The sequence below is a fragment of the Cupriavidus sp. YAF13 genome (genome assembly GCF_052113425.1).
Taxonomy (GTDB): domain Bacteria; phylum Pseudomonadota; class Gammaproteobacteria; order Burkholderiales; family Burkholderiaceae; genus Cupriavidus.
This window is the reverse complement of the sequence record NZ_JBFRDD010000004.1, coordinates 19,537-38,018: the sequence shown is the minus strand read 5'-3', so window position 1 is coordinate 38,018 and position 18,482 is coordinate 19,537. Positions and strand designations below refer to the sequence as shown.

General features: G+C 67.4%; 16 protein-coding genes and 1 pseudogene. 12 read left to right on the top strand and 5 right to left on the bottom strand.

Features of this window, described 5'->3' with window-relative positions:
* Window positions 1–71 precede the first annotated feature (71 nt).
* The gene (locus AB4061_RS05185) at window positions 72–1,613 is read right to left on the bottom strand and encodes a methyl-accepting chemotaxis protein (RefSeq protein WP_441631545.1); all 1,542 of its coding nucleotides are present in this window, start codon (window positions 1,611–1,613) and stop codon (window positions 72–74) included.
* Window positions 1,614–1,858: 245 nt separating this feature from the next.
* On the opposite strand from AB4061_RS05185, the gene AB4061_RS05180 reads away from it, so the two are divergent.
* Window positions 1,859–3,415, top strand: coding sequence for a methyl-accepting chemotaxis protein (locus AB4061_RS05180; protein ID WP_441631543.1), 1,557 nt, complete (start codon window positions 1,859–1,861; stop codon window positions 3,413–3,415).
* A gap of 56 nt (window positions 3,416–3,471) precedes the next feature.
* Here the strand turns inward: AB4061_RS05180 and AB4061_RS05175 are convergent, their stop codons facing one another.
* Complete coding sequence (locus tag AB4061_RS05175) at window positions 3,472–4,338, bottom strand: LysR substrate-binding domain-containing protein (protein ID WP_441631541.1); 867 nt, start codon at window positions 4,336–4,338, stop codon at window positions 3,472–3,474.
* Between the two features lie 137 nt (window positions 4,339–4,475).
* On the opposite strand from AB4061_RS05175, the gene AB4061_RS05170 reads away from it, so the two are divergent.
* The 7 genes from AB4061_RS05170 to bluB all read left to right on the top strand — a co-directional run bounded on the left by AB4061_RS05170 (window position 4,476) and on the right by bluB (window position 10,992).
* Window positions 4,476–5,063, top strand: a complete 588-nt coding sequence (locus AB4061_RS05170) for a hypothetical protein (protein WP_441631539.1) — start codon at window positions 4,476–4,478, stop codon at window positions 5,061–5,063.
* A gap of 148 nt (window positions 5,064–5,211) precedes the next feature.
* Complete coding sequence (locus AB4061_RS05165; protein ID WP_441631537.1) at window positions 5,212–6,852, top strand: rhodanese-like domain-containing protein; 1,641 nt, start codon at window positions 5,212–5,214, stop codon at window positions 6,850–6,852.
* A gap of 291 nt (window positions 6,853–7,143) precedes the next feature.
* Window positions 7,144–8,151, top strand: coding sequence for a Bug family tripartite tricarboxylate transporter substrate binding protein (locus AB4061_RS05160; protein WP_441631535.1), 1,008 nt, complete (start codon window positions 7,144–7,146; stop codon window positions 8,149–8,151).
* A 105-nt stretch (window positions 8,152–8,256) separates the two neighbouring features.
* A complete protein-coding gene (gene metC / locus AB4061_RS05155; RefSeq protein WP_441631533.1) occupies window positions 8,257–9,474 on the top strand; it encodes a cystathionine beta-lyase in 1,218 nt (405 codons plus the stop codon).
* Between the two features lie 57 nt (window positions 9,475–9,531).
* Window positions 9,532–9,777 carry a FitA-like ribbon-helix-helix domain-containing protein gene (locus AB4061_RS05150; RefSeq protein WP_174425893.1) on the top strand — a complete coding sequence of 82 codons (246 nt, stop codon included), beginning with the start codon at window positions 9,532–9,534 and terminating at the stop codon, window positions 9,775–9,777.
* Complete coding sequence (locus AB4061_RS05145; RefSeq protein ID WP_441631530.1) at window positions 9,774–10,193, top strand: type II toxin-antitoxin system VapC family toxin; 420 nt, start codon at window positions 9,774–9,776, stop codon at window positions 10,191–10,193. The genes AB4061_RS05150 and AB4061_RS05145 overlap by 4 nt, the downstream gene beginning before the upstream one ends.
* Before the next feature lie 121 nt (window positions 10,194–10,314).
* Window positions 10,315–10,992 carry a 5,6-dimethylbenzimidazole synthase gene (bluB, locus tag AB4061_RS05140; RefSeq protein ID WP_441631528.1) on the top strand — a complete coding sequence of 226 codons (678 nt, stop codon included), beginning with the start codon at window positions 10,315–10,317 and terminating at the stop codon, window positions 10,990–10,992.
* A 20-nt stretch (window positions 10,993–11,012) separates the two neighbouring features.
* Here bluB and AB4061_RS05135 read toward each other — a convergent pair whose 3' ends face one another.
* Window positions 11,013–11,483, bottom strand: coding sequence for an Lrp/AsnC family transcriptional regulator (locus AB4061_RS05135; RefSeq protein WP_045240794.1), 471 nt, complete (start codon window positions 11,481–11,483; stop codon window positions 11,013–11,015).
* Window positions 11,484–11,654: 171 nt separating this feature from the next.
* On the opposite strand from AB4061_RS05135, the gene AB4061_RS05130 reads away from it, so the two are divergent.
* The gene (locus AB4061_RS05130; RefSeq protein ID WP_441631526.1) at window positions 11,655–11,975 is read left to right on the top strand and encodes a hypothetical protein; all 321 of its coding nucleotides are present in this window, start codon (window positions 11,655–11,657) and stop codon (window positions 11,973–11,975) included.
* Window positions 11,976–12,029: 54 nt separating this feature from the next.
* Here the strand turns inward: AB4061_RS05130 and AB4061_RS05125 are convergent, their stop codons facing one another.
* A complete protein-coding gene (locus AB4061_RS05125) occupies window positions 12,030–12,743 on the bottom strand; it encodes an NUDIX hydrolase (RefSeq protein ID WP_441631524.1) in 714 nt (237 codons plus the stop codon).
* A gap of 173 nt (window positions 12,744–12,916) precedes the next feature.
* Between AB4061_RS05125 and AB4061_RS05120 the strand changes: the two genes are divergently transcribed.
* Window positions 12,917–13,948: an SPFH domain-containing protein gene (locus AB4061_RS05120; protein WP_416052707.1), complete on the top strand. Its 1,032-nt coding sequence runs from the start codon at window positions 12,917–12,919 to the stop codon at window positions 13,946–13,948.
* Window positions 13,949–14,038: 90 nt separating this feature from the next.
* On the top strand, window positions 14,039–14,968 hold the full coding sequence (locus AB4061_RS05115; RefSeq protein WP_441631522.1) for a sugar kinase: 930 nt from the start codon (window positions 14,039–14,041) through the stop codon (window positions 14,966–14,968).
* Window positions 14,969–14,977: 9 nt separating this feature from the next.
* Here AB4061_RS05115 and AB4061_RS05110 read toward each other — a convergent pair whose 3' ends face one another.
* Complete coding sequence (locus tag AB4061_RS05110; RefSeq protein WP_441631520.1) at window positions 14,978–15,901, bottom strand: LysR family transcriptional regulator; 924 nt, start codon at window positions 15,899–15,901, stop codon at window positions 14,978–14,980.
* Between the two features lie 145 nt (window positions 15,902–16,046).
* On the opposite strand from AB4061_RS05110, the pseudogene metE reads away from it, so the two are divergent.
* A pseudogene (gene metE / locus AB4061_RS05105) lies at window positions 16,047–18,434 on the top strand (5-methyltetrahydropteroyltriglutamate--homocysteine S-methyltransferase).
* The last annotated feature ends 48 nt before the right edge of the window (window positions 18,435–18,482 follow it).

Below are 18,482 nucleotides of genomic sequence, written 5' to 3'. Positions count from 1 at the left end.
CGCGTTTTCCGCCATGTTCACGTCATTTCCTGCTGCGCGCCGGCGCTCCCGGCCCGCCTGGCCGCCTCCGCCTAGACGCTGAACGCCGCGATGGCCTGATTAAGCTGGCGCGCCTGGTCCTCCAGCGACGCGGCAGCGGCGGCGGCCTCCTCGACCAGCGCCGCGTTCTGCTGGGTGGACTGGTCCATCGACGCCACCGCCTGATTGACCTGCTCGATGCCGCTGCTCTGCTCGACCGAAGCCGCCGCAATCTCGCTCATGATGTCGGTCACCCGGCGGATCGCCGCAACCACCTCCTCCATGGTGCTGGCCGCGCGCCCGGCCTGGCCACTGCCCAAAGCCACATGCGCCAGCGACGTCTCGATCATGGACTTGATCTCGCGGGCCGCCCCGGCGCTGCGCTGGGCCAGGCCGCGCACTTCGCCGGCAACCACCGCGAACCCGCGCCCCTGCTCGCCGGCGCGGGCAGCTTCCACGGCGGCGTTGAGCGCCAGGATATTGGTCTGGAAGGCGATGCCGTCGACCACGCCGATGATCTCCGCGACCGTCCTGGCCGCCGTGCTGATATCGCCCATGGTGGCCAGCACATCGCCCACCACCGCACCGCCCTGGCTAGCCACCTCGACCGCGCTGACAGCAAGTTGGCTGGCCTGGCGCGCGTTGTCTGCGTTCTGGCGCACGGTGGAGGTCATCTGCTCCATGCTAGAGGCCGTTTCCTCGAGCGAGGCAGCCTGCGCTTCCGTGCGGCTGGACAAATCCGCGTTGCCCGCGGCGATCTGCCGCGTGGCCGACGTAATCGCATCCGAGCCCTGGCGCACCCGCCCCACGGTGAGCGCAAGGCTGGCCTGCATGCGCGCGAGGCCCTCCAGCAAGCGGCCCATTTCATCGCCGCGCGTTACCTGCACCGGGTGGCTCAGATCTCCGGCCGCGATGCGGTCGAATTGCGTCAGCGCCTGCTCCAGCGGGCCAACGATGGCACGCAGCAGGAACACCGCGCAGGCGGCCGCCACCAGCAGCGCCAGCAGGATCGCGGCAATCACGCCATTGCGAAAATGCAAGTACGCCACCTGCGACGCTTCGAAATTGCCCGCGGCCATCTTCATCTGGAACTGGCTCAGTTTCAGGCTGCTGTCGTTGGCGTCCCGAAACAGCCTGGACAGCTTGCCATCCATGATCTGGTCGGCCAGCGCGCGATCCTTGGCGCGCAGCGCGGTGATGATGGCGGCGATGCCTTCGCGGTTGGCGGCATCCCGCTTGGCCGACACGGCCACGGCGAGCCGGTCTTCCTCGCTGTCGCGCGGCAGGGCCATGAAGCGCTTCCAGGCCTCGTCCGAGCGTCGCGTGAGTTCTTCGGTGCGGTCCAGCAAGCCAGGGGCTTCCGGGCTGTCCGGGTACAGCATGGCGCGGTCCAGCGCGGTGCGCGCCCGGGTGAGGCTCAGGTCCGCCTCGCCCAGCGCCAGGGCAGAGGCAAGCTGGTTCGAGTAAGTGGATTCATGGGCGTCGTTGGCGGCGCGCAAGCCGAGCAAGCCGGCCACGCCCACACCAAGCGCGAGCAGGAACAACAGGGAAACGGTGGCAATGAGGCGGGCGCGGATGGTAAGGCTGGCAAGCATGGGAAAGAGGCCCGGAAAGTGAAAGGCGGAAATGGCGCGCTGGGCGGCAAACCTGTCTATCGGTGCGGTGCAGCAGCAACTTGAGGCCGCGCTATCGGCTGTGCGCAAAGCAGCACCTGAAGGGCAAATTCAGGCACCGCGATTGATTTTGCGCAAACTTTCATGCGTCCGCGCGCCGGCCTCGGTCAAGTCCGGCCAAAGCCGTCCGTTAGCCCAGTGATCTCAAACCCCTGTTCCAGACGATGATGAAAAACCTGAGCGTGCGCACTGCCCTGCTGGCAGTCCTGGTGACCTTTGCCTGCATGATCGTGTTCGGCGCGGGCGTTGGCGTGCTCGCGCTGCGCGCCGCGGACCAGGCGACCGGGCGCGTGGAGCAACTCTCCGCCAGCGCCCTGCTGCTCAACGATGCGTACAAGGACATGACCCGGGCACGCTCGGCGCTCGCGCGCGCCTACGCCTCGGCCCGCGAGGGCAGCACTGAAGTCAACACCAGCGCACTCGATGCCGCCGGCAAATCGCTCAAGCGCTCGGCCGAGGCGTTGCAGCGCTTCGAGGCCACGCCCGCCCAGGAAGGCCAGGACGACGCCCAGCGCCGACAGGTCGCGGATGCCGCGCGCCGGCATGCCGGCACGGTCGAGCGAGCCCTGGCCGCCTTGCGCGCGGGAGACCCCGCCACCTACGCGGCCATCAACGAGCGCGACATCACCGCCTCCGGGGCCGAGTATTCGGTGGGCGTCGAGCGCTTCCAGGAACAGGCGAGCCAGCTGACGCAGCAGGAAACCGAGACTAGCCGCTCGCGCTACCAATGGGTGGTGAGGCTCGTGGTGGTTGGTATCACCGCCGCGCTTGGCTTGATCGTCGCGGTGCACCTCGGGCTGCGCGCGGCCATCGTGGCGCCGCTGGCCACGGCCGCCGAGCACCTCGACCGCGTGGCGCAAGGCGACCTGAGCCATCCCACTACTGCCGCCGGCAATAACGAGGTAGGCCGCGTGCTGGCCGCCGTGGCACGCATGCAGGTGGCGCTCACGCGCACAGTCAGCCAGGTGCGCGCCAGCTCGGACTCGGTCAACATCGGCGCGCGCGAGATCGCGGCCGGCAATACCGACCTGTCCTCGCGCACCGAGCAGCAGTCCGCATCGCTCGAGCAAACCGCGGCCAGCATGGAGGAGCTCACCTCCACGGTGAGCAACAACACCGAGAGCGCGCGCCAGGCCAGCGCGCTGGCCGCCGAAGCGGCGCGGCTGGCCACGCGCGGCGGCGACGACGTGCGCGGCGTGGTCCAGACCATGGGCGACATCAGCAGCAGTTCGCAGCGGATCGCCGACATCATCGGCGTGATCGACGGCATTGCCTTCCAGACCAATATCCTGGCGCTCAACGCCGCCGTGGAAGCGGCGCGCGCGGGCGAGGCGGGCCGCGGCTTTGCCGTGGTAGCGGGCGAGGTGCGCGCACTGGCGCAGCGCAGCGCCAACGCGGCACGGGAGATCAAGTCGCTGATCGACGACTCGGCCAGCAAGGTGGGCGCCGGCAACGCGCTCGTCGCCCAGGCCGGCCAGACCATGAGCGAGACGGTGAACGCCGTGGGCCGCCTGGCGCGGATCATGGAAGACATCTCGTCGGCGTCGCTGGAACAAAGCGCCGGCATCGTGCAGGTGAGCCAGGCGGTGACACAGATGGAAGCCGTCACCCAGCAGAACGCGGCGCTGGTGGAACAGGCGGCCGCCGCGGCCGGATCGCTGGAAGCGCAGGCGCGCCAGCTTGCCGAGGCGGTGGGTGCCTTCCGGCTTGCGCCGGCAGCCTGAGGGACCGCAGCGTCCCCTTCCCCCAAAGCCAAGCTCAAGCCGACCTCAAGCCACCTTCACACGGCCGTGATACCGCGCTGCAAGGTGATCTTGAGCATGGAAAACACCTGCCGCGCCACCGGGTTGGCCGCATTGGGCCGCGCCCACAAGTAGTACGTCACATCGGGCAGGCGCGGCAGCCCGTCCTTGTCGCCCAGCACCCGCATGTCGGCACCCAGCAGGTCGATGCTGCGCGCCGTGATCCCCAGCCCGGCGCGGATCGCCGCCTTGATGCCGATCAGGCTCGGCGCGAAATACGCCGCGCGCCAGGGCACGCCGGCCTCCTTCAGTGCATCCAGCGCCAGTTTGCGAAACAGGCTGGGCTCGTCAGCCAGGATCAGCGGCACCGTGCTGCCGCTCTCATAGGCAAAATCCGCCGCGCAAACCCAGATCGTGGGCGAGGTGCGCAAGACCAGGCCGTCCAGGCTGGTGTCTTCCCGGGTGGAAACGGTCAGGTCGATCTCGCCCCGCCGCAACGATTCCATCAGGAAGGGGCTGCGCCCCACATGGATCTCCAGCCGCAGGGCAGGCGAGGCACGCGCGATATGCGACAGCAGCGGCGGCAGGATCGTGTCGGCCACATCGTGCGGCGCCCCGATCCGCAGCGAGCCTGTCAGGTCGCCCTCGCGCAGCACGCGCAGCGCCTCGTCGTTCAGGTTCAGCAATTGCCGCGCGTATTCCACCAGCTTGTTGCCGTGCCGCGTGAGCTGCTTGCCGCGCCCGTGCCGCTCGAACAGCACCAGCGCCACCTGCTCCTCCAGCCGCTGCATCTGCTGGGTGACGGCGGATTGGGTGCGGTGCAGCCGCTGCGCCGCGGCGGCAAAGGTACCGTGGTCGGCAATGGCCACCAAGGTGCGCAACAGGTCCAGATCGAGATTACGCATTCATTAGACTTGCTTAAGTATTTTCATGGGTGATTAAGTGGTTTCAGGTGCCAGCCTTCATTACAGTGAAACCATGCAAGGTGATGCACCACACCGCAAACCAAGAACCATCAAGACTCAGCAAGGATTCTAGAGACATGTCGATCGCACAACAACGCCAGGCCGCCGTCGGGGACACAATTCAATCGATCAAGGAAATCGTAGCCAGCGGCGGCGTCACCCGCGAATCGCTGGCCAGCGTGCTGGGCCAGGTCGAGCAGCTCGCGGCCATGCCGCACCTGTGGGCGCAGAGCGAATTCGCCCCACCGGAGGAAGGCGAGCGCCAGGCCCGCTACCTGATCGCAGAAGACCCCGACCAGACCTTCGCGTTGTACCTCAACGTGATGCGCCCCGGCAAGCGCATCCCCCCGCACGACCACACCACCTGGGCCTGCGTGGCCGGCGTGGTGGGCACCGAGTACAACGACGTCTACCTGCGCACCGACGATGGCAGCGAGCCGGGCGTCGGCACGCTGAAGCACTCGCACACGGTGGAAGTGGGCCCGGGGTCGGGCATCGCGCTGCTGCCCGACGACATCCACTCGGTGGAGATCCGCGGCGAATCCGTGATCCGCCACCTGCACATGTACGGCCGCGCGCTGGAAACCCTGACCGGGCGCACCGCCTACGACCTCGAGACCGGCCGCTGCCAGGCCATGAGCGTGGGCGTCAAGACGCGCCGCTAAACGGCACCCGGGAGGTGCAGCGCTAACCCGCCCTACCGCCAACACCCACCTCCCGGCTTCTGCCGAAGCCCATCTCCAACGCATTTCCAGTTGCCTCCCGCCCGCGTGCGGCCAGGAGGTCTGGCCCCCTTTTTGCCTGAACAAACGCATGCCCGCCATCCTGAACACGCCCGACACCCGCTACACCCAAGTCGACCCGGTCACCCTCAAGGGCTGGCTGCACGACCAGGACGAGATCGCCCTGCTCGATATCCGCGAGCATGGCCAATATGGCGAAGGCCATCCGTTCTACGCAGTGCCACTCCCCTTTAGCCGGCTGGAGCTGGATATCGGCCGCCTGGCCCCCAACACCGCGGCGCGCATCGTGCTGGCGGACGACGGCGACGGCGTGGCAGCGCGCGCCGCGCAGGCACTGGCCGCCCTCGGCTACACCCGCCTGATCGTGCTGGACGGCGGCGTGCCGGGCTGGCAGGCCGCCGGCTACGCCTTGTTCGCCGGCGTCAACGTGCCCTCCAAGACCTTCGGCGAGCTGGCCGAGCACCATTACGGCACGCCGCGCGTCTCGGCCGCGGAGCTGGCGGCCATGCAGGCAGGCGAGCAAGCCCCGGTGGTGCTCGATGGCCGGCCCGTGGCGGAATTCCGCAAGATGAATATCCCCGGCGCCATCTGCTGCCCCAACGGCGAGCTGGCTTACCGGCTGCGCGACCTGGTGCCCGACCCGGCCACGCCGATCGTGGTCAACTGCGCCGGCCGCACGCGCAGCATCATCGGCGCGCAAACCCTGATCAACTTCGGCGTGCCCAACCCCGTGTTCGCGCTGGAAAACGGCACCCAGGGCTGGTACCTGAACGATTACAAGCTGGAGCACGGCGGCACCCGGCGCTATCCCGACAGCGCCGCGCCTGCGGGGCTGGACGCGGCCCGGGCCGCCGCGCAAACGATGGCGGTGCGCTTTGCGGTGCCGCACATCAACGCCGCCGAAGCGGGCGCGTGGCTGAACGACCGCTCGCGCACCACCTTCCTGTGCGACGTGCGCACGCCGGAGGAATACAGCGCCGGCTCCGTGCCCGGCGCCCAGAACACGCCGGGCGGCCAGTTGATGCAGGCCACCGACCAATACGTGGGCGTGCGCCGCGCGCGCCTCGTGCTGATCGATGCCGATGGCGTGCGCGCCACGGTGGTGGCGAGCTGGCTGCGCCAGATGGGCCATGACGCCGTGGCGCTCGAAGGCGGGCTTGCGGCTGCGCTTGCCTACGGCCTCGCCGCGCCCACCGGCCCCGTGGCGCCCTCCCGTGCCTTGCCGGGCATCGACGCCCCCGCGCTGGCGGCTGGCCTGGCCGTGCGGCGGCTGCTGGCGCTCGACGTGCGCGCCAGCATGGCGTATCGCGCCGGGCACGTGCCGGGCAGCCGCTGGTCGATCCGCCCGGTGTTTGCCCGCGATCTCGCCGGCGTGCCGCGCGACACGCCAATCGTGCTGATCGGCGATGACGATCAACCGGGCATGGCCACGCTGGCCGCCGCCGAACTGGCCGCACTGGGCTATAGCGACATCAGGCTGCTCGCCGGTGGCGCGGGCGCCTGGCAGGCGGCGGGCCATGCGCTGGCAAGCGATGCCGGGCATGGCGACGCGGCAAGCAGCCTGCCCGATGCGCGCTGCATCGATTTCCTGTTCTTCGTCCACGACCGTCACGACGGCAACAAGGAAGCCGCGCGCCGCTACCTGGCCTGGGAAACCAACCTGATCGGCCAGCTCGACGCTCAGGAACTGGCCACTTTCCGCTTCGCCTGATCCGCACAGCGTCCTTCCGACATGACCCGCCATCAGCGACCGAGCCAGTCACGCAGCCACCTCCCGCCCCTCGCGGCGGGCAACCGTGCGCATGGCTGGCAAGGCGAGTCGCGAGGCATTGATTCCCATCCGGCTCGACGGTGCAGCGCCAAGGGGACACCCCGGCATGCCGGGGACACAGGGGCAAGAGGCAAGTGGCAGCGACCGGTATGCCAGACCGGCCACCGGGCCCACGAAAAACCTGCCCAGCCCCCTTCGCTCTGACATCTCTCTACATCACAGGGGTTTTTCATGCCACGCATCCAGCAAGTCCTGACCCGCACCTTCGCCACCGCCGTCACCATCACCCTCGCCATGGCCGGCGCCCCCGGCAGCGCGCAACCACTCGCGCCGGTCGGCGGCTTTCCCTCGCAGCCGCTGCGCTTTGTCTCGCCGTTTCCCGCTGGCGGCGGCAACGATGCCGTCACGCGCATTGTCACCACGCGGCTCGGCGAAGTGCTGGGGCAGACCGCCGTCACCGACAACCGCGGTGGCGCCGGCGGCAATATCGGCACGCGCTTCGTGGCCGAGGCCAAGCCGGACGGCTACACCCTGCTGACCTCGCAGGTGTCGGTCATGGCGGTGAACCCGACGCTGTACAGCGCGCCTGGCTTCGACCCGATCAAGAACTTCACGCCGGTCACCCAAATCAATGCGGCTCCGCTGGCCATCGTGGTAGCGGCCAACGCGCCATGGCAGACCTTTGCCGAACTGGCCACGCAGGCCAAGGCCCAGCCGCAAAAGATCACCTTTGCCACGCCCGGCAACGGCACGCTCTCGCACCTGGTCGGCGTGGTGCTGGACAAGGATAGCGGCATCGCCCTGCAGCACGTGCCCTACAAGGGCGCCGGCCCGGCCATCAATGACCTGCTGGGCGGGCAGGTGAACGTGCTGATCACCTCGACCTCCTCGGTGGCAGGCTTTATCCAGGCCGGCCGCATGCGCGCACTGGCGGTCACCAGTCCGCGCCGCCTGGGCGTGTTCGCCAAGGTGCCGACGCTGGAGGAACTGGGCTATCGCAATGCCCGTTTCGAGGACTGGTACGGGGTGTTCGCCCCCGCCGGCACCTCGCCCGAGCGCGTCGCCTACCTGAACCGCGCCATCGTGCAGGTACTGCAGATGCCGGAGGTGGTGAAGCTGATCAACGAAGGCGGCAGCGACGTGGTGGGCAACAAGCCGGAGGCATTCGCCGCGCAGCTCAAGGGCGACATCGCGCGCTGGTCGCAGATCGTCAAGCTCTCCGGCGCCCGCGTGGACTGATCCGCTCGCAGCCGGTGCAGGCGGCATGGCTCTTGCTGCTGCCTGCCACCGCAAGTTGTCACACCAGCCGCGCCACCCTGGCGCGGCACCCCAACAGGCCAAGCCATGAAGCCCAGCATCCTTACCCACCTCGCGCATGCGGGCCGCGCCAGCGCCGTGGATGGCGGACAGCCCGTCAACCCGCCCGTGGTGCGCGCCAGCACCGTGTTGTTCGACTCGGTGGCGCAGATGCGCGAAATGCGCTCCCGGCGCGGCAGCGAACGCCTGTTTACCTACGGCGCACGCGGCAATCCCACGGCGTTTGCACTCGAAGACATGGTCACCGAGCTGGAAGGCGGCTACCGCACGCGCCTGTTCCCCAGCGGGCTGGCGGCCGCCGCGATGACGCTGCTGGCCTACCTGCGCCCCGGCCAGCACGTGCTGCTGCCCGATTGCGTGTATGAGCCGGTGCGCAAGCTGGCCGAAGGTTTCCTGGCGCAGCACGGCATCGCCGCCAGCTTCTACGCGGCCGATGGCCACGACCTGCAAGCCAGGCTGCGGCGCGAAACCCGGCTGGTATACGTAGAGGCACCCGGTTCGCTGGCCTATGAAATGTGTGACCTGCCAGCCATCGCCGACATCGCCCACCAGCACGGCGCGCTGGTGGCGGCTGATAACACCTGGGGCTCCGGCCTGCTGTACCAGCCCCTTGCGCTCGGCGCCGATATCTCCCTGATGGCCGCGACCAAATACCTGTCCGGGCATTCGGACGTGATGATGGGCACGGTCTGTACCGTTGAAGCCGCCTGGCCCGCACTCGCCGCGGTGGCCGACGCCTTCGGCATCAGCGTCAGCCCGGACGACGCCTACCTGGTCCAGCGCGGCATGCGCTCCCTCGGCGCGCGCCTGTCCCAGCACGAGCGCAGCGCGCTGACGGTCGCGCACTGGCTGCGCACCCGCCCCGAAGTGGCGGAGATCTTCTGCCCCGCCCTGCCCGGCGACCCCGGCCACGCGCTGTGGCAGCGCGACTGCCGCGGCACCAACGGCCTGCTGTCGTTCTCGCTGCGCGCCGCGGCACCGGACGCCGCCGAACGCTTCATCGACAGCCTTGCACTGTTCGGCATCGGCGCCTCCTGGGGAGGCTTCGAAAGCCTCGCCGTGGTCGCCGACATGCGCGGCGCGCGCAGCGTCACCGACTGGTCCAGGCGCGGCCAGGTGATCCGGCTGCATATCGGGCTGGAGGATGTGGATGACCTGCTAGCGGATCTGGCGCGGGGATTCGAGGTGATTGGCGGCGGCCGGGTTGCCGGGCGGGCGTTGGAGGCGCGCCTGGATACGGCGTAGTGAACCAATCTGCGTCCCGTGCTAGCATTGCATGCATTGCTAGCACAGGAGATTGACATGGCGACACTGACCATCCGTCATGTGGATGAGGAACTCAAGGCACGTTTGCGCATGGAGGCCGCGCAGCACGGCCACTCGATGGAAGAGGAAGTTCGCGCCATTCTGCGGCGTGCGCTGAACAAACCCCCTGGCCCCGGCGCATTTGGAAGTCGACTGCGCCAGCGATTCGCAAGCCTGTCCGATCCAGGGCTCGAGCTTCCACCGCGCGACGACCAACCGCGGGCCGCGGATTTACCCGAATGATCGTACTCGATACCAATGTGCTATCCGAATTCATGCGAGGCCAGCCTGAGCCAGCGGTCATACGTTGGCTCGACCTGCACTCACAACATGAATACGCGATTACTGCGGTGACTGTTGCTGAACTTCTATATGGCATTGCCCGTTTGCCCGAAGGGCGCAGGAAAGGCGGGCTCCAGGAGGCGGCACTCCAAATGATCGAAGATGAATTCGCGGGCATGGTACTTCCATTCGACGAACATACGGCCCCCCATTACGCCGCAGTCGTAACTCAGCGGGAACGATCTGGACGGCCCGTCAGCATGGCAGATGCGCAAATTGCAGCTATTTGCCGTCACCACGGCGCCGTGCTTGCTACTCGCAACGGCAAGGACTTCGAAGGAATAGGCCTGAGCCTGGTGAATCCTTGGCTCGAGTAACGTCGAGCGTGTCAGCGCAAATACGCAGCGCTAAGTCCTGACCGTTTCCCTCGCAAGCCCACCTTGCGATCCGCCGCTTCGCACAGGCATACAATGCCGGCTTTTGCCCTTGCGCCCCGCGATGCCCCCACCCCTGACCGAAAGCCACTCCGCCGTTTTCTCGCCCGAGGAACAGGAGAGCTTCTATCGTCTCATCGCGTCGCGCCGCGACATGCGGCATTTCATTGCGGGCGCGTCGGTCGATGAAGCTGTCCTGATGCGCCTGCTGAGGGCTGCGCACAGCGCGCCTTCGGTGGGGCTGATGCAGCCGTGGCGCTTTATCCGCGTCGCCGATGCCGCCTTGCGCAAAGAGATCGCCGCGTTGGTCGAGGCCGAACGGCAGAAGACCGCCGTGGCGCTGGGCGAGCGCGATGGCGAGTTCCTACGGCTGAAAGTGGAAGGCGTGCGCGAGTGCGCCGAGCTGTTGGTGGTGGCAATGGCACCGGATGACGGCACCGTGTTTGGCCGGCGCACCATGCCGCGCGAGATGGCGCTGTGCTCGGCGGCCTGTGCCATTGAAAACCTCTGGCTGGCGGCGCGCGTGGAAAACCTTGGGCTGGGCTGGGTCTCGATGTTCGCGCCCGACGCGCTGGCTGCGCTATTGCGGTTGCCGCCGGGTGGCCAGCCTATCGCCATTCTCTGTCTCGGCCCCGTGCAAGCCTTCTACCCCGCGCCAATGCTGGAGCTGGAAGGCTGGCGCCAGGGCCGCCCGCTCGCGGACCTGATGTCCACGGACACCTGGGACCGCCCGGACGCCTGAGGCCCCATCCATCGGGCCACTCAAGGCGCCACTGACGGTTCCCGTTTCATGCAGCGCAGCACGAAGGTGGAATGGCTGTGCCGCAAGCCCGGTAGCTTGTAGAGCTTGTGGCGCAGGAATTCCTCGTACCCTTCCGTGCCCGCCACCGCCACCTTGATCAGGTAATCGTATTCGCCGGTGAGCAGGTACGCTTCCATCACTTCCGGCAATTCGGCCAGCGCTTCGCCGAAGCGATCCAGCATGTCGTCGTCATGCCGGTCCAGCGTGACCTCGATCAGCACGGTGTCGGGCAGGCCGAGCGCCTTCTGGTTCAGCAGGGCCGCATAGCCCTCGATCACACCGCTTTCTTCCAAAGCGCGCACGCGGTTCCAGCACGGCGTGGGCGACAAGCCGACCTGCTCGGCCAGCTTGAGGTTGGAGAGCCTGCCGTCGCGCCGCAGCGCGCGCAGGATGCGGCGGTCGGTTTCGTCCAGTTTTGGGGAGGTTGCCATGTCTTCTGCCGATGATAAGGAAGGAATCACCCATAACTCTATCATCAACAGTTAATTCATCTCCAAATTGATCAGAACTGGAGGCAATAAAGAAGCCCATTCTGAGGTGGCGCTGGTAAATTTGTCGCATGCCTTCCCGGCCACAAACCCCAACAAACTGCCGCCGATACCATGTCAACCTTGAACCTCGCCCTGCGGCTGGACCGCACTGACCTCTTCGGCGCCGTCGAATGGACGCTGGCCAACGCCCGCCGCACCGGCCTGCACCTGATCGACCTGTGCTTCGGGCAAGCGGCCGCGCCCTACCAGCTCACGTTGTCGGTCGGAGCGGAAGATGCGGACCGGCTGGATCTGTTCGTCAGGCGGCTGGAAAACGGCGTGGACGTGCTGGAGGTCTTCGAGATTGCGGCGCCGGGCGAGCGCGCTGCCGAGGCGCCGGCGCACGTCGAGGCATGGCGTGACGCGGTGGAACCTTCGCTGGCATTGGCCTAGGCCGTCGCCAAAGAACGGGTCCCGGTACGCAGTCCGGCACCGCGCCCACCGGATTCAGCGCTGCTCGAAGCTGCGCGTGAAGTAGACCAGGCCGGCCTGCTCGCGCAAGCGGTACAAGGAGGCCGGGCGGCGCCCGGTCTCTTTTTGGGCGCCCAGGTCTTCCAGCAAGTCCGCGGCGAGCATGCGGGTGCGGAAGGCCTTTTTTTCGAGAGGGCGGCCCAGCACGATCTCGTAGACATGCTGCAGTTCGCCTAACGTGAACGCGGCCGGCAGCAAATGCGCGGGCAGCGACGTGTACTCGGTCTTGCCCCGCACGCGCCCGAGCGCCGCGCTTAGCAGCGTGGCGTGATCAAAGGCTAGCGGCATCCCCACGCCATCACCCTCCACCGGCGCCCAGCGCAGGTCGGCGGCGTTGCCGCCTTTCTGCAAGGCCAGCGTGTCATCCGCCAGCAAGGCAACGTAGACATGGGTGGTGGACCATCCGCGCGGATCGCGCGTGGCGCTGCCCCAACTGCCTACCTGTTCCAGATAGGGACTATTGACCCCGGTCTTCTCCGCCAGCTTGCGCAACGCGCAGCCCTGTAGATCCTGGTCCCGTTCGATATCGACAAAGCCGCCCGGCAAGGCCCATTGCCCGGGAAATGGCTCACCGGACTGTTCCGGCCGCTGCACGAGCAGAACCTGCAGCGCCCCCGCACGGATCGTCAGGATGACCACGTCGACGGTGGTCAAGGGGCGCGGGAATGCGGCGGTGGTGGGTTTAGTCATAGGGCGGGCGTTCCTGGAAGGAGGTGGTTTGAGCGGTTCGAGCGGTTCAAGCCATTCACGCCGGATTATAGATTGACAAGTGTCTCAGCCACACTTATATTAGTGGCACAGACACACTTAATGCCAGGCGCCCAGCACGGGCGAATCCAACAACACCACCGGAAAGGACCACCATGTTCGGCATCCGATTCATCAAGGCAGATCCCACCACCTATCTGATGCAGATGAAGAGCGGCAAGATCATCCGCGAAGGCAGCGGCCAGTCGTTCTACTACTACGCGCCCACCACATCCCTCGTTGCGGTGCCCGTGGGCAGCCAGATCCTGCCGTATATCTTCGAGCTGATCACGACCGACTTCCAGTCCGTCACCGTGCAAGGCAACCTCTCCTACCGCATCACCGAGCCGCGCAAGACGGCCGCCATGCTCAATTTCGCGCTCAAGCCGGACGGCCGCAACTACATCTCCGAGGATCCGCAGAACCTGCGCACCCGCGTCGAGGGCGTGGTGGAGGTACTGGTGCAGCAGGCCGTGAGCGCCGAAACGCTGCGCTCCGCGCTGCAGGCGTCCGACCGCATGGCCCGCCAGGTCGAAGGCGCGCTCAAGGCGCATCCGGACGTGCTGGCCCTCGGCCTGGAAATCCTGTCGTTCTCGATGGTGGCCGTCAAGCCGCGCGCCGAAACCGCGCGGGCGCTGGAAGCCGAGGTCCGCGAGCAGATCCTGAAGGCCGCCGACGACGCCATCTACGCCCGCCGCAATGCCGCGGTGGAAAACGAACGCGCCATCAAGGAGAGCGAGCTCGACACCGAAGTCGCGGTGGAGCTCAAGCAGCGCACGATCCGCGAAACCCAGATGGAAGCCGAAGCCGCGGTGCAGAAGAAGCAGGCGGAACTGGAGGCCAGCACCATGGAGGCGCAGATCACGCTGGAAGCGCGCCGCAAGGAGTTCGTGGGCCTGGAGGCCGACAACACACGCACCACCGCCGAGGCCGAGGCACACCGCCTGGGCGCCGTGATGCAGGCCTTGCAGGGCGCCGACGCGCGCATCGTGCAGGCGCTGGCCGCATCGGGCATGGCGCCGGGCCAGTTGATCGCGCAGGCCTTCGGCGGGATTGCCGACAAGGCCGAGAAGATCGGGCAGCTGAATATGTCGCCGGAACTGCTTCAGTCGCTGCTGGCACCGCAGAGCAGCGGCCGCGCAAAATAACCGAAGATCAGCGCAGCTTCAAGATGCTTCAAGACGCTTCAAGACGCTTTAAGCGGTATTAAGTAGTTAAGAGAAAAAGGAGCCAAAACAATGAGCGCAAGCGCCGATCGCAAGGTAGTGCTGGTGACGCGCAAAACACGGCTGGAAGAGTTGCTGGCGCGCTACCACTCGCTGGCGCAGGCACGCTTCTACCTGGAACACCTCGGCGCGGACATCACCGATTACCAGCGTGAGCACGACACCTATCTTGCTGCGCGCGAACAGGTGGCCGCCGTGCTGTCGCGCTACCTGCGCCGGCAGGTGGTGGACCGCCAGTTCCTGCCCAACTTCCTGTTCGGCCCGGAGGACATCGTGGTGGCCCTGGGCCAGGACGGCCTGGTTGCCAACACCATGAAATACCTGAATGGCCAGCCGCTGATCGGCGTGAACCCGGATCCGGCGCGCCACGACGGCGTGCTGCTGCCATTCAAGGTGGGCGACCTGGCGCGTGTGCTGGCCGAAGCCATGCAGGACCGCCGCCCCGCGCGCCCGGTCACCATGGCGCGCGCCGAACTGTCGGACCAGCAGGTGCTGTACGCGGTCAACGACTTCTTTATCGGGCCGCGCAGCCACACCTCGGCGCGCTACGAGATCCAGCTCGGCGCGCGCAGCGAGGTGCAGTCGTCGAGCGGCGTCATTGTCTCCACGGGACTTGGCTCCACTGCCTGGCTCAAGAGCATCGTCACCGGCGCGCGCGCCATTGCGCAGCCAGACGGTGGCGCCGACGTAGCCTATCAACCCTTGCCATGGGATACCGACCGGCTGGTGTTTGCGGTGCGCGAGCCCTTTCCGAGCCGCGCCAGCCAGGCCACATTGGTTTATGGCAACGTGCCGCGCGGCGAGCAGATCGTGCTGCGCTCGCTGATGCCGGAAACCGGCGTGATCTTCAGCGACGGCATCGAAGCCGATTTCCTGCAATTCAACGCGGGCACCGAGGCCCGCATCGGCGTGGCCGAGCGCAGCGGGCAGCTCGTGCAGTAGGGCCGCCCCTTATTCGCCCTCCGGCAGCAGTTCGATCCCATCCAGCTCGGCCGCGCAGGTATCGCGCACGATGGAGACAAAGTCGCGCACATAGGGGCGCTGCGCGAGCGGCGCCGGCGTGGTGGCATAGAGCTCGCTCCACAAACCCTTGGCGCCGATGCGCTTGGCCAGCACGTAATCGTGGTCGACGTAGTTCTTCACGCCCCAGTTGGGCAGCGCGGCCACGCCGCGGCGGCTGGCCACCAGCTGCAGCACGGCCACCGTCAGCTCGGCGGTGCGCCGCTGCAGCTTGATGCCGGCGGGCTCCAGCACTTCGCGGATCAGGTCGATGCGCTGCTCCGGCACCGGATAGGTGATCAGCGTTTCGCCGTCCAGGTCGACCGCCTCGATCCGGCGCTTGTTGCGCAGCCGGTGCTCGTTGGCGATCACCGCGAGGATCTCGAAGCGGAACAGCGGCGCCACCGCCAGGCCGCGCTTGGCCGGCGGCATCGAGCCGATCACCATGTCCGTGCGGCCCTCGGCCAGCAGCGCCAGGGGATCGGCGTGGAAGCCCGCCACCAGGTCCACCTCCACCTCCGGCCAGCGCCGGCGGAATTCGTCCATCACGGGCATCAGCCAGTCAAAGCAGGTATGGCACTCCAGCACGATGCGCAGCTCGCCGCGCGTGTCGCCCTTGAGCCGGGCCAGGTCGCGCTCGGCCGTGCTGATGGCCGCCAGCGTCTCGCGCGCCAGCGCCAGCAGCCGGTCGCCGGCCGGCGTGAAGCGCAGGCCCTGGCGGGTGCGGTCGAACAGCGGCAGGCCGTAGTGCGCCTCGATGCCTTTGATCTGATGGGACAGCGCCGACTGGCTGACGTGCACGCGCTCCGCGGCCGTGGCGAGCTTGCCGGATTCGGCAATCGCTACCAACGAGCGCAGGTGCCTGACTTCGATCACGGTTTGCTCCTGGAATGTGAAACATGGCGCCGGGATGGCGTGATATGAAATTGACTCATACGTTGATTAAATCTTATCGCTTGATTCATTTTACGCTGGATTCCACACTGTGCGCCATCGTCACATTCCCAATACCGAGCACTGCATGGCACGCACTCATATCGCTGGATTTCCGCGCATCGGCGCCCAGCGCGAACTGAAATTCGCCCAGGAGGCGTTCTGGCGCGGCGAAACGGACGAGGCCAGCCTGCGCCAGGTAGCGGCCGGCCTGCGCCAGCGCCACTGGCAGTCGCAGGCGCAAGCCGGACTGGACGGCGTGGCGGTGGGCGACTTCGCCTACTACGACCAGGTGCTGGGCCTGAGCGCCTTGCTCGGCGCCCTGCCCACGCGTTTCGGCTTCGACCCGACGCAGCTGAGCCTGGCCCAGTACTTCGAGCTGGCCCGTGGCAACAAGGCCCAGCCCGCCATGGAAATGACCAAGTGGTTCGATACCAACTACCACTACCTGGTCCCGGAACTCGGCCCCGATACCCATTTCGACGGCGGCGTGGACTGGTTCTTCGATGAAGTGGAAGAAGCGCTGGCGCTGGGGCTCAAGACCAAGCCGGTGCTGATCGGGCCGGTCACCTACCTGTGGCTGTCCAAGACCCACGTGGACTGATTCGACCGCCTGAGCCTGCTGCCCAGCCTGGTCGCCGCCTATGGCCGCATCCTGGCCCGCCTGCGCGAACGTGGCATCGAATGGGTGCAGATCGACGAGCCCGCGCTGTGCCTGGACCTGGAGCCGGCATGGCTCGATGCCTATGACAGCGCCTACGCCGAACTGGCCAGGTCCGGCGTCAAGCTGCTGCTGGCTACCTACTTCGACAGCGCCGCCGACCACGCCGCGCGCGCCGCCGCCCTGCCGGTGCAAGGCTTCCACATCGACCTGGTCCGCGCGCCGCAGCAGCTCGACGCCTGGCGCAAGGTGCTGCCGGCCGGCGCGGTGCTGTCCGCCGGCGTCATCGACGGCCGCAACATCTGGCGCACCGACCTACGCCGCGCGCTGGCCGCGCTGGCACCGCTGCATGCCGAACTGGGCGAGCGCCTGTGGGTCGCGCCGTCCTGCTCGCTGCTGCACGTACCGGTCTCGCTAGAGGCCGAGCGCAAGCTCGATGCGGAAATCAAGACCTGGCTGGCCTTCGCCACCGAGAAGCTGGCCGAGGTCAGCGTGCTGGCCCGCGCCTTGAACGAAGGCGAGGCAGCGGTCGCCGCCGAGCTGGCCGCCGCCGATGCCGCGCTGGCCTCGCGCCGCAGCTCGCGCCGCGTGGTTAACCTGCAGGTGCAGGCACGCGTCGCGGCAGTCACCGCTGCCATGGCGGAGCGCAAGAGCCCGTTCCAGACCCGCATCGAACACCAGCGCGCCGCGCTGCAGCTGCCGGCACTGCCGACCACCACCATCGGCTCCTTCCCGCAGACACCGGCGATCCGCCAGACCCGTGCCGCCTACCGCCGCGGCGACATCGGCGCGCTGGATTACCTGCAGCGCATCCGCGGAGAAATCGAGACCGCCGTGCGCAAGCAGGAAGCGCTCGGCCTGGACGTGCTGGTGCACGGTGAAGCCGAGCGCAACGACATGGTCGAGTATTTCGGTGAGCAGCTGTGCGGTTACACCTTCACCGAAAACGGCTGGGTGCAAAGCTATGGCTCGCGCTGCGTCAAGCCGCCGGTGATCTACGGCGATGTGTACCGCCCCGAGCCGATGACGGTGGAAACCACGCGCTATGCGCAATCGCTCACCGACCGTCCGATGAAGGGCATGCTCACCGGCCCCGTCACCATGCTGCAATGGTCCTTCGTGCGCGACGACCAGCCGCGCGCCACCACCACGCTGCAACTCGCGCTGGCGATCCGCGACGAGGTCTCGGACCTGGAACAAGCCGGCATCCGCATCATCCAGATCGACGAGCCCGCGCTGCGCGAAGGCTTGCCGCTGCGCAAGGGTGACTGGGCCGCGTACCTGGACTGGGCCGTGCATGCGTTCAAGATCTCGGCCGCCTCGGTGGCGGACGAAACGCAGATCCACACCCATATGTGCTACGCCGAGTTCAACGACATCCTGCCCGCCATTGCCGCGCTGGACGCCGACGTGATCACCATCGAAATCTCGCGCTCCGCCATGGAGCTGCTCGAAGGCTTCGGCGAGTTCGACTACCCCAACGAGATCGGACCGGGCGTGTACGACATCCACTCGCCGCGCGTGCCTAGCGTGCAAGCCATCACGCACCTGCTGGAACGCGCCTGCGAGGTCATTCCGCCGCAACGGCTGTGGGTCAATCCGGACTGTGGGCTGAAGACGCGCGCCTGGCCCGAAACCGAAGCCGCGCTGGCCAATATGGTCGCCGCCGCGCGCAGCCTGCGCGAGCAGATCGGCAAGGACAGCGCGACCAAGTGGCAGCGCGCCACCCGCCGCACCGGGCTGGGCGTGCACGCCGCAAACCATGGCGCCGCGCACGCAGCGGGTTGCGCCGATTGCGCTAGCCAGGCGGCCTGATCCGCGCCCTGCCAGGTCCGATCAAGCGCCACCAAGCCTTACCAAGCC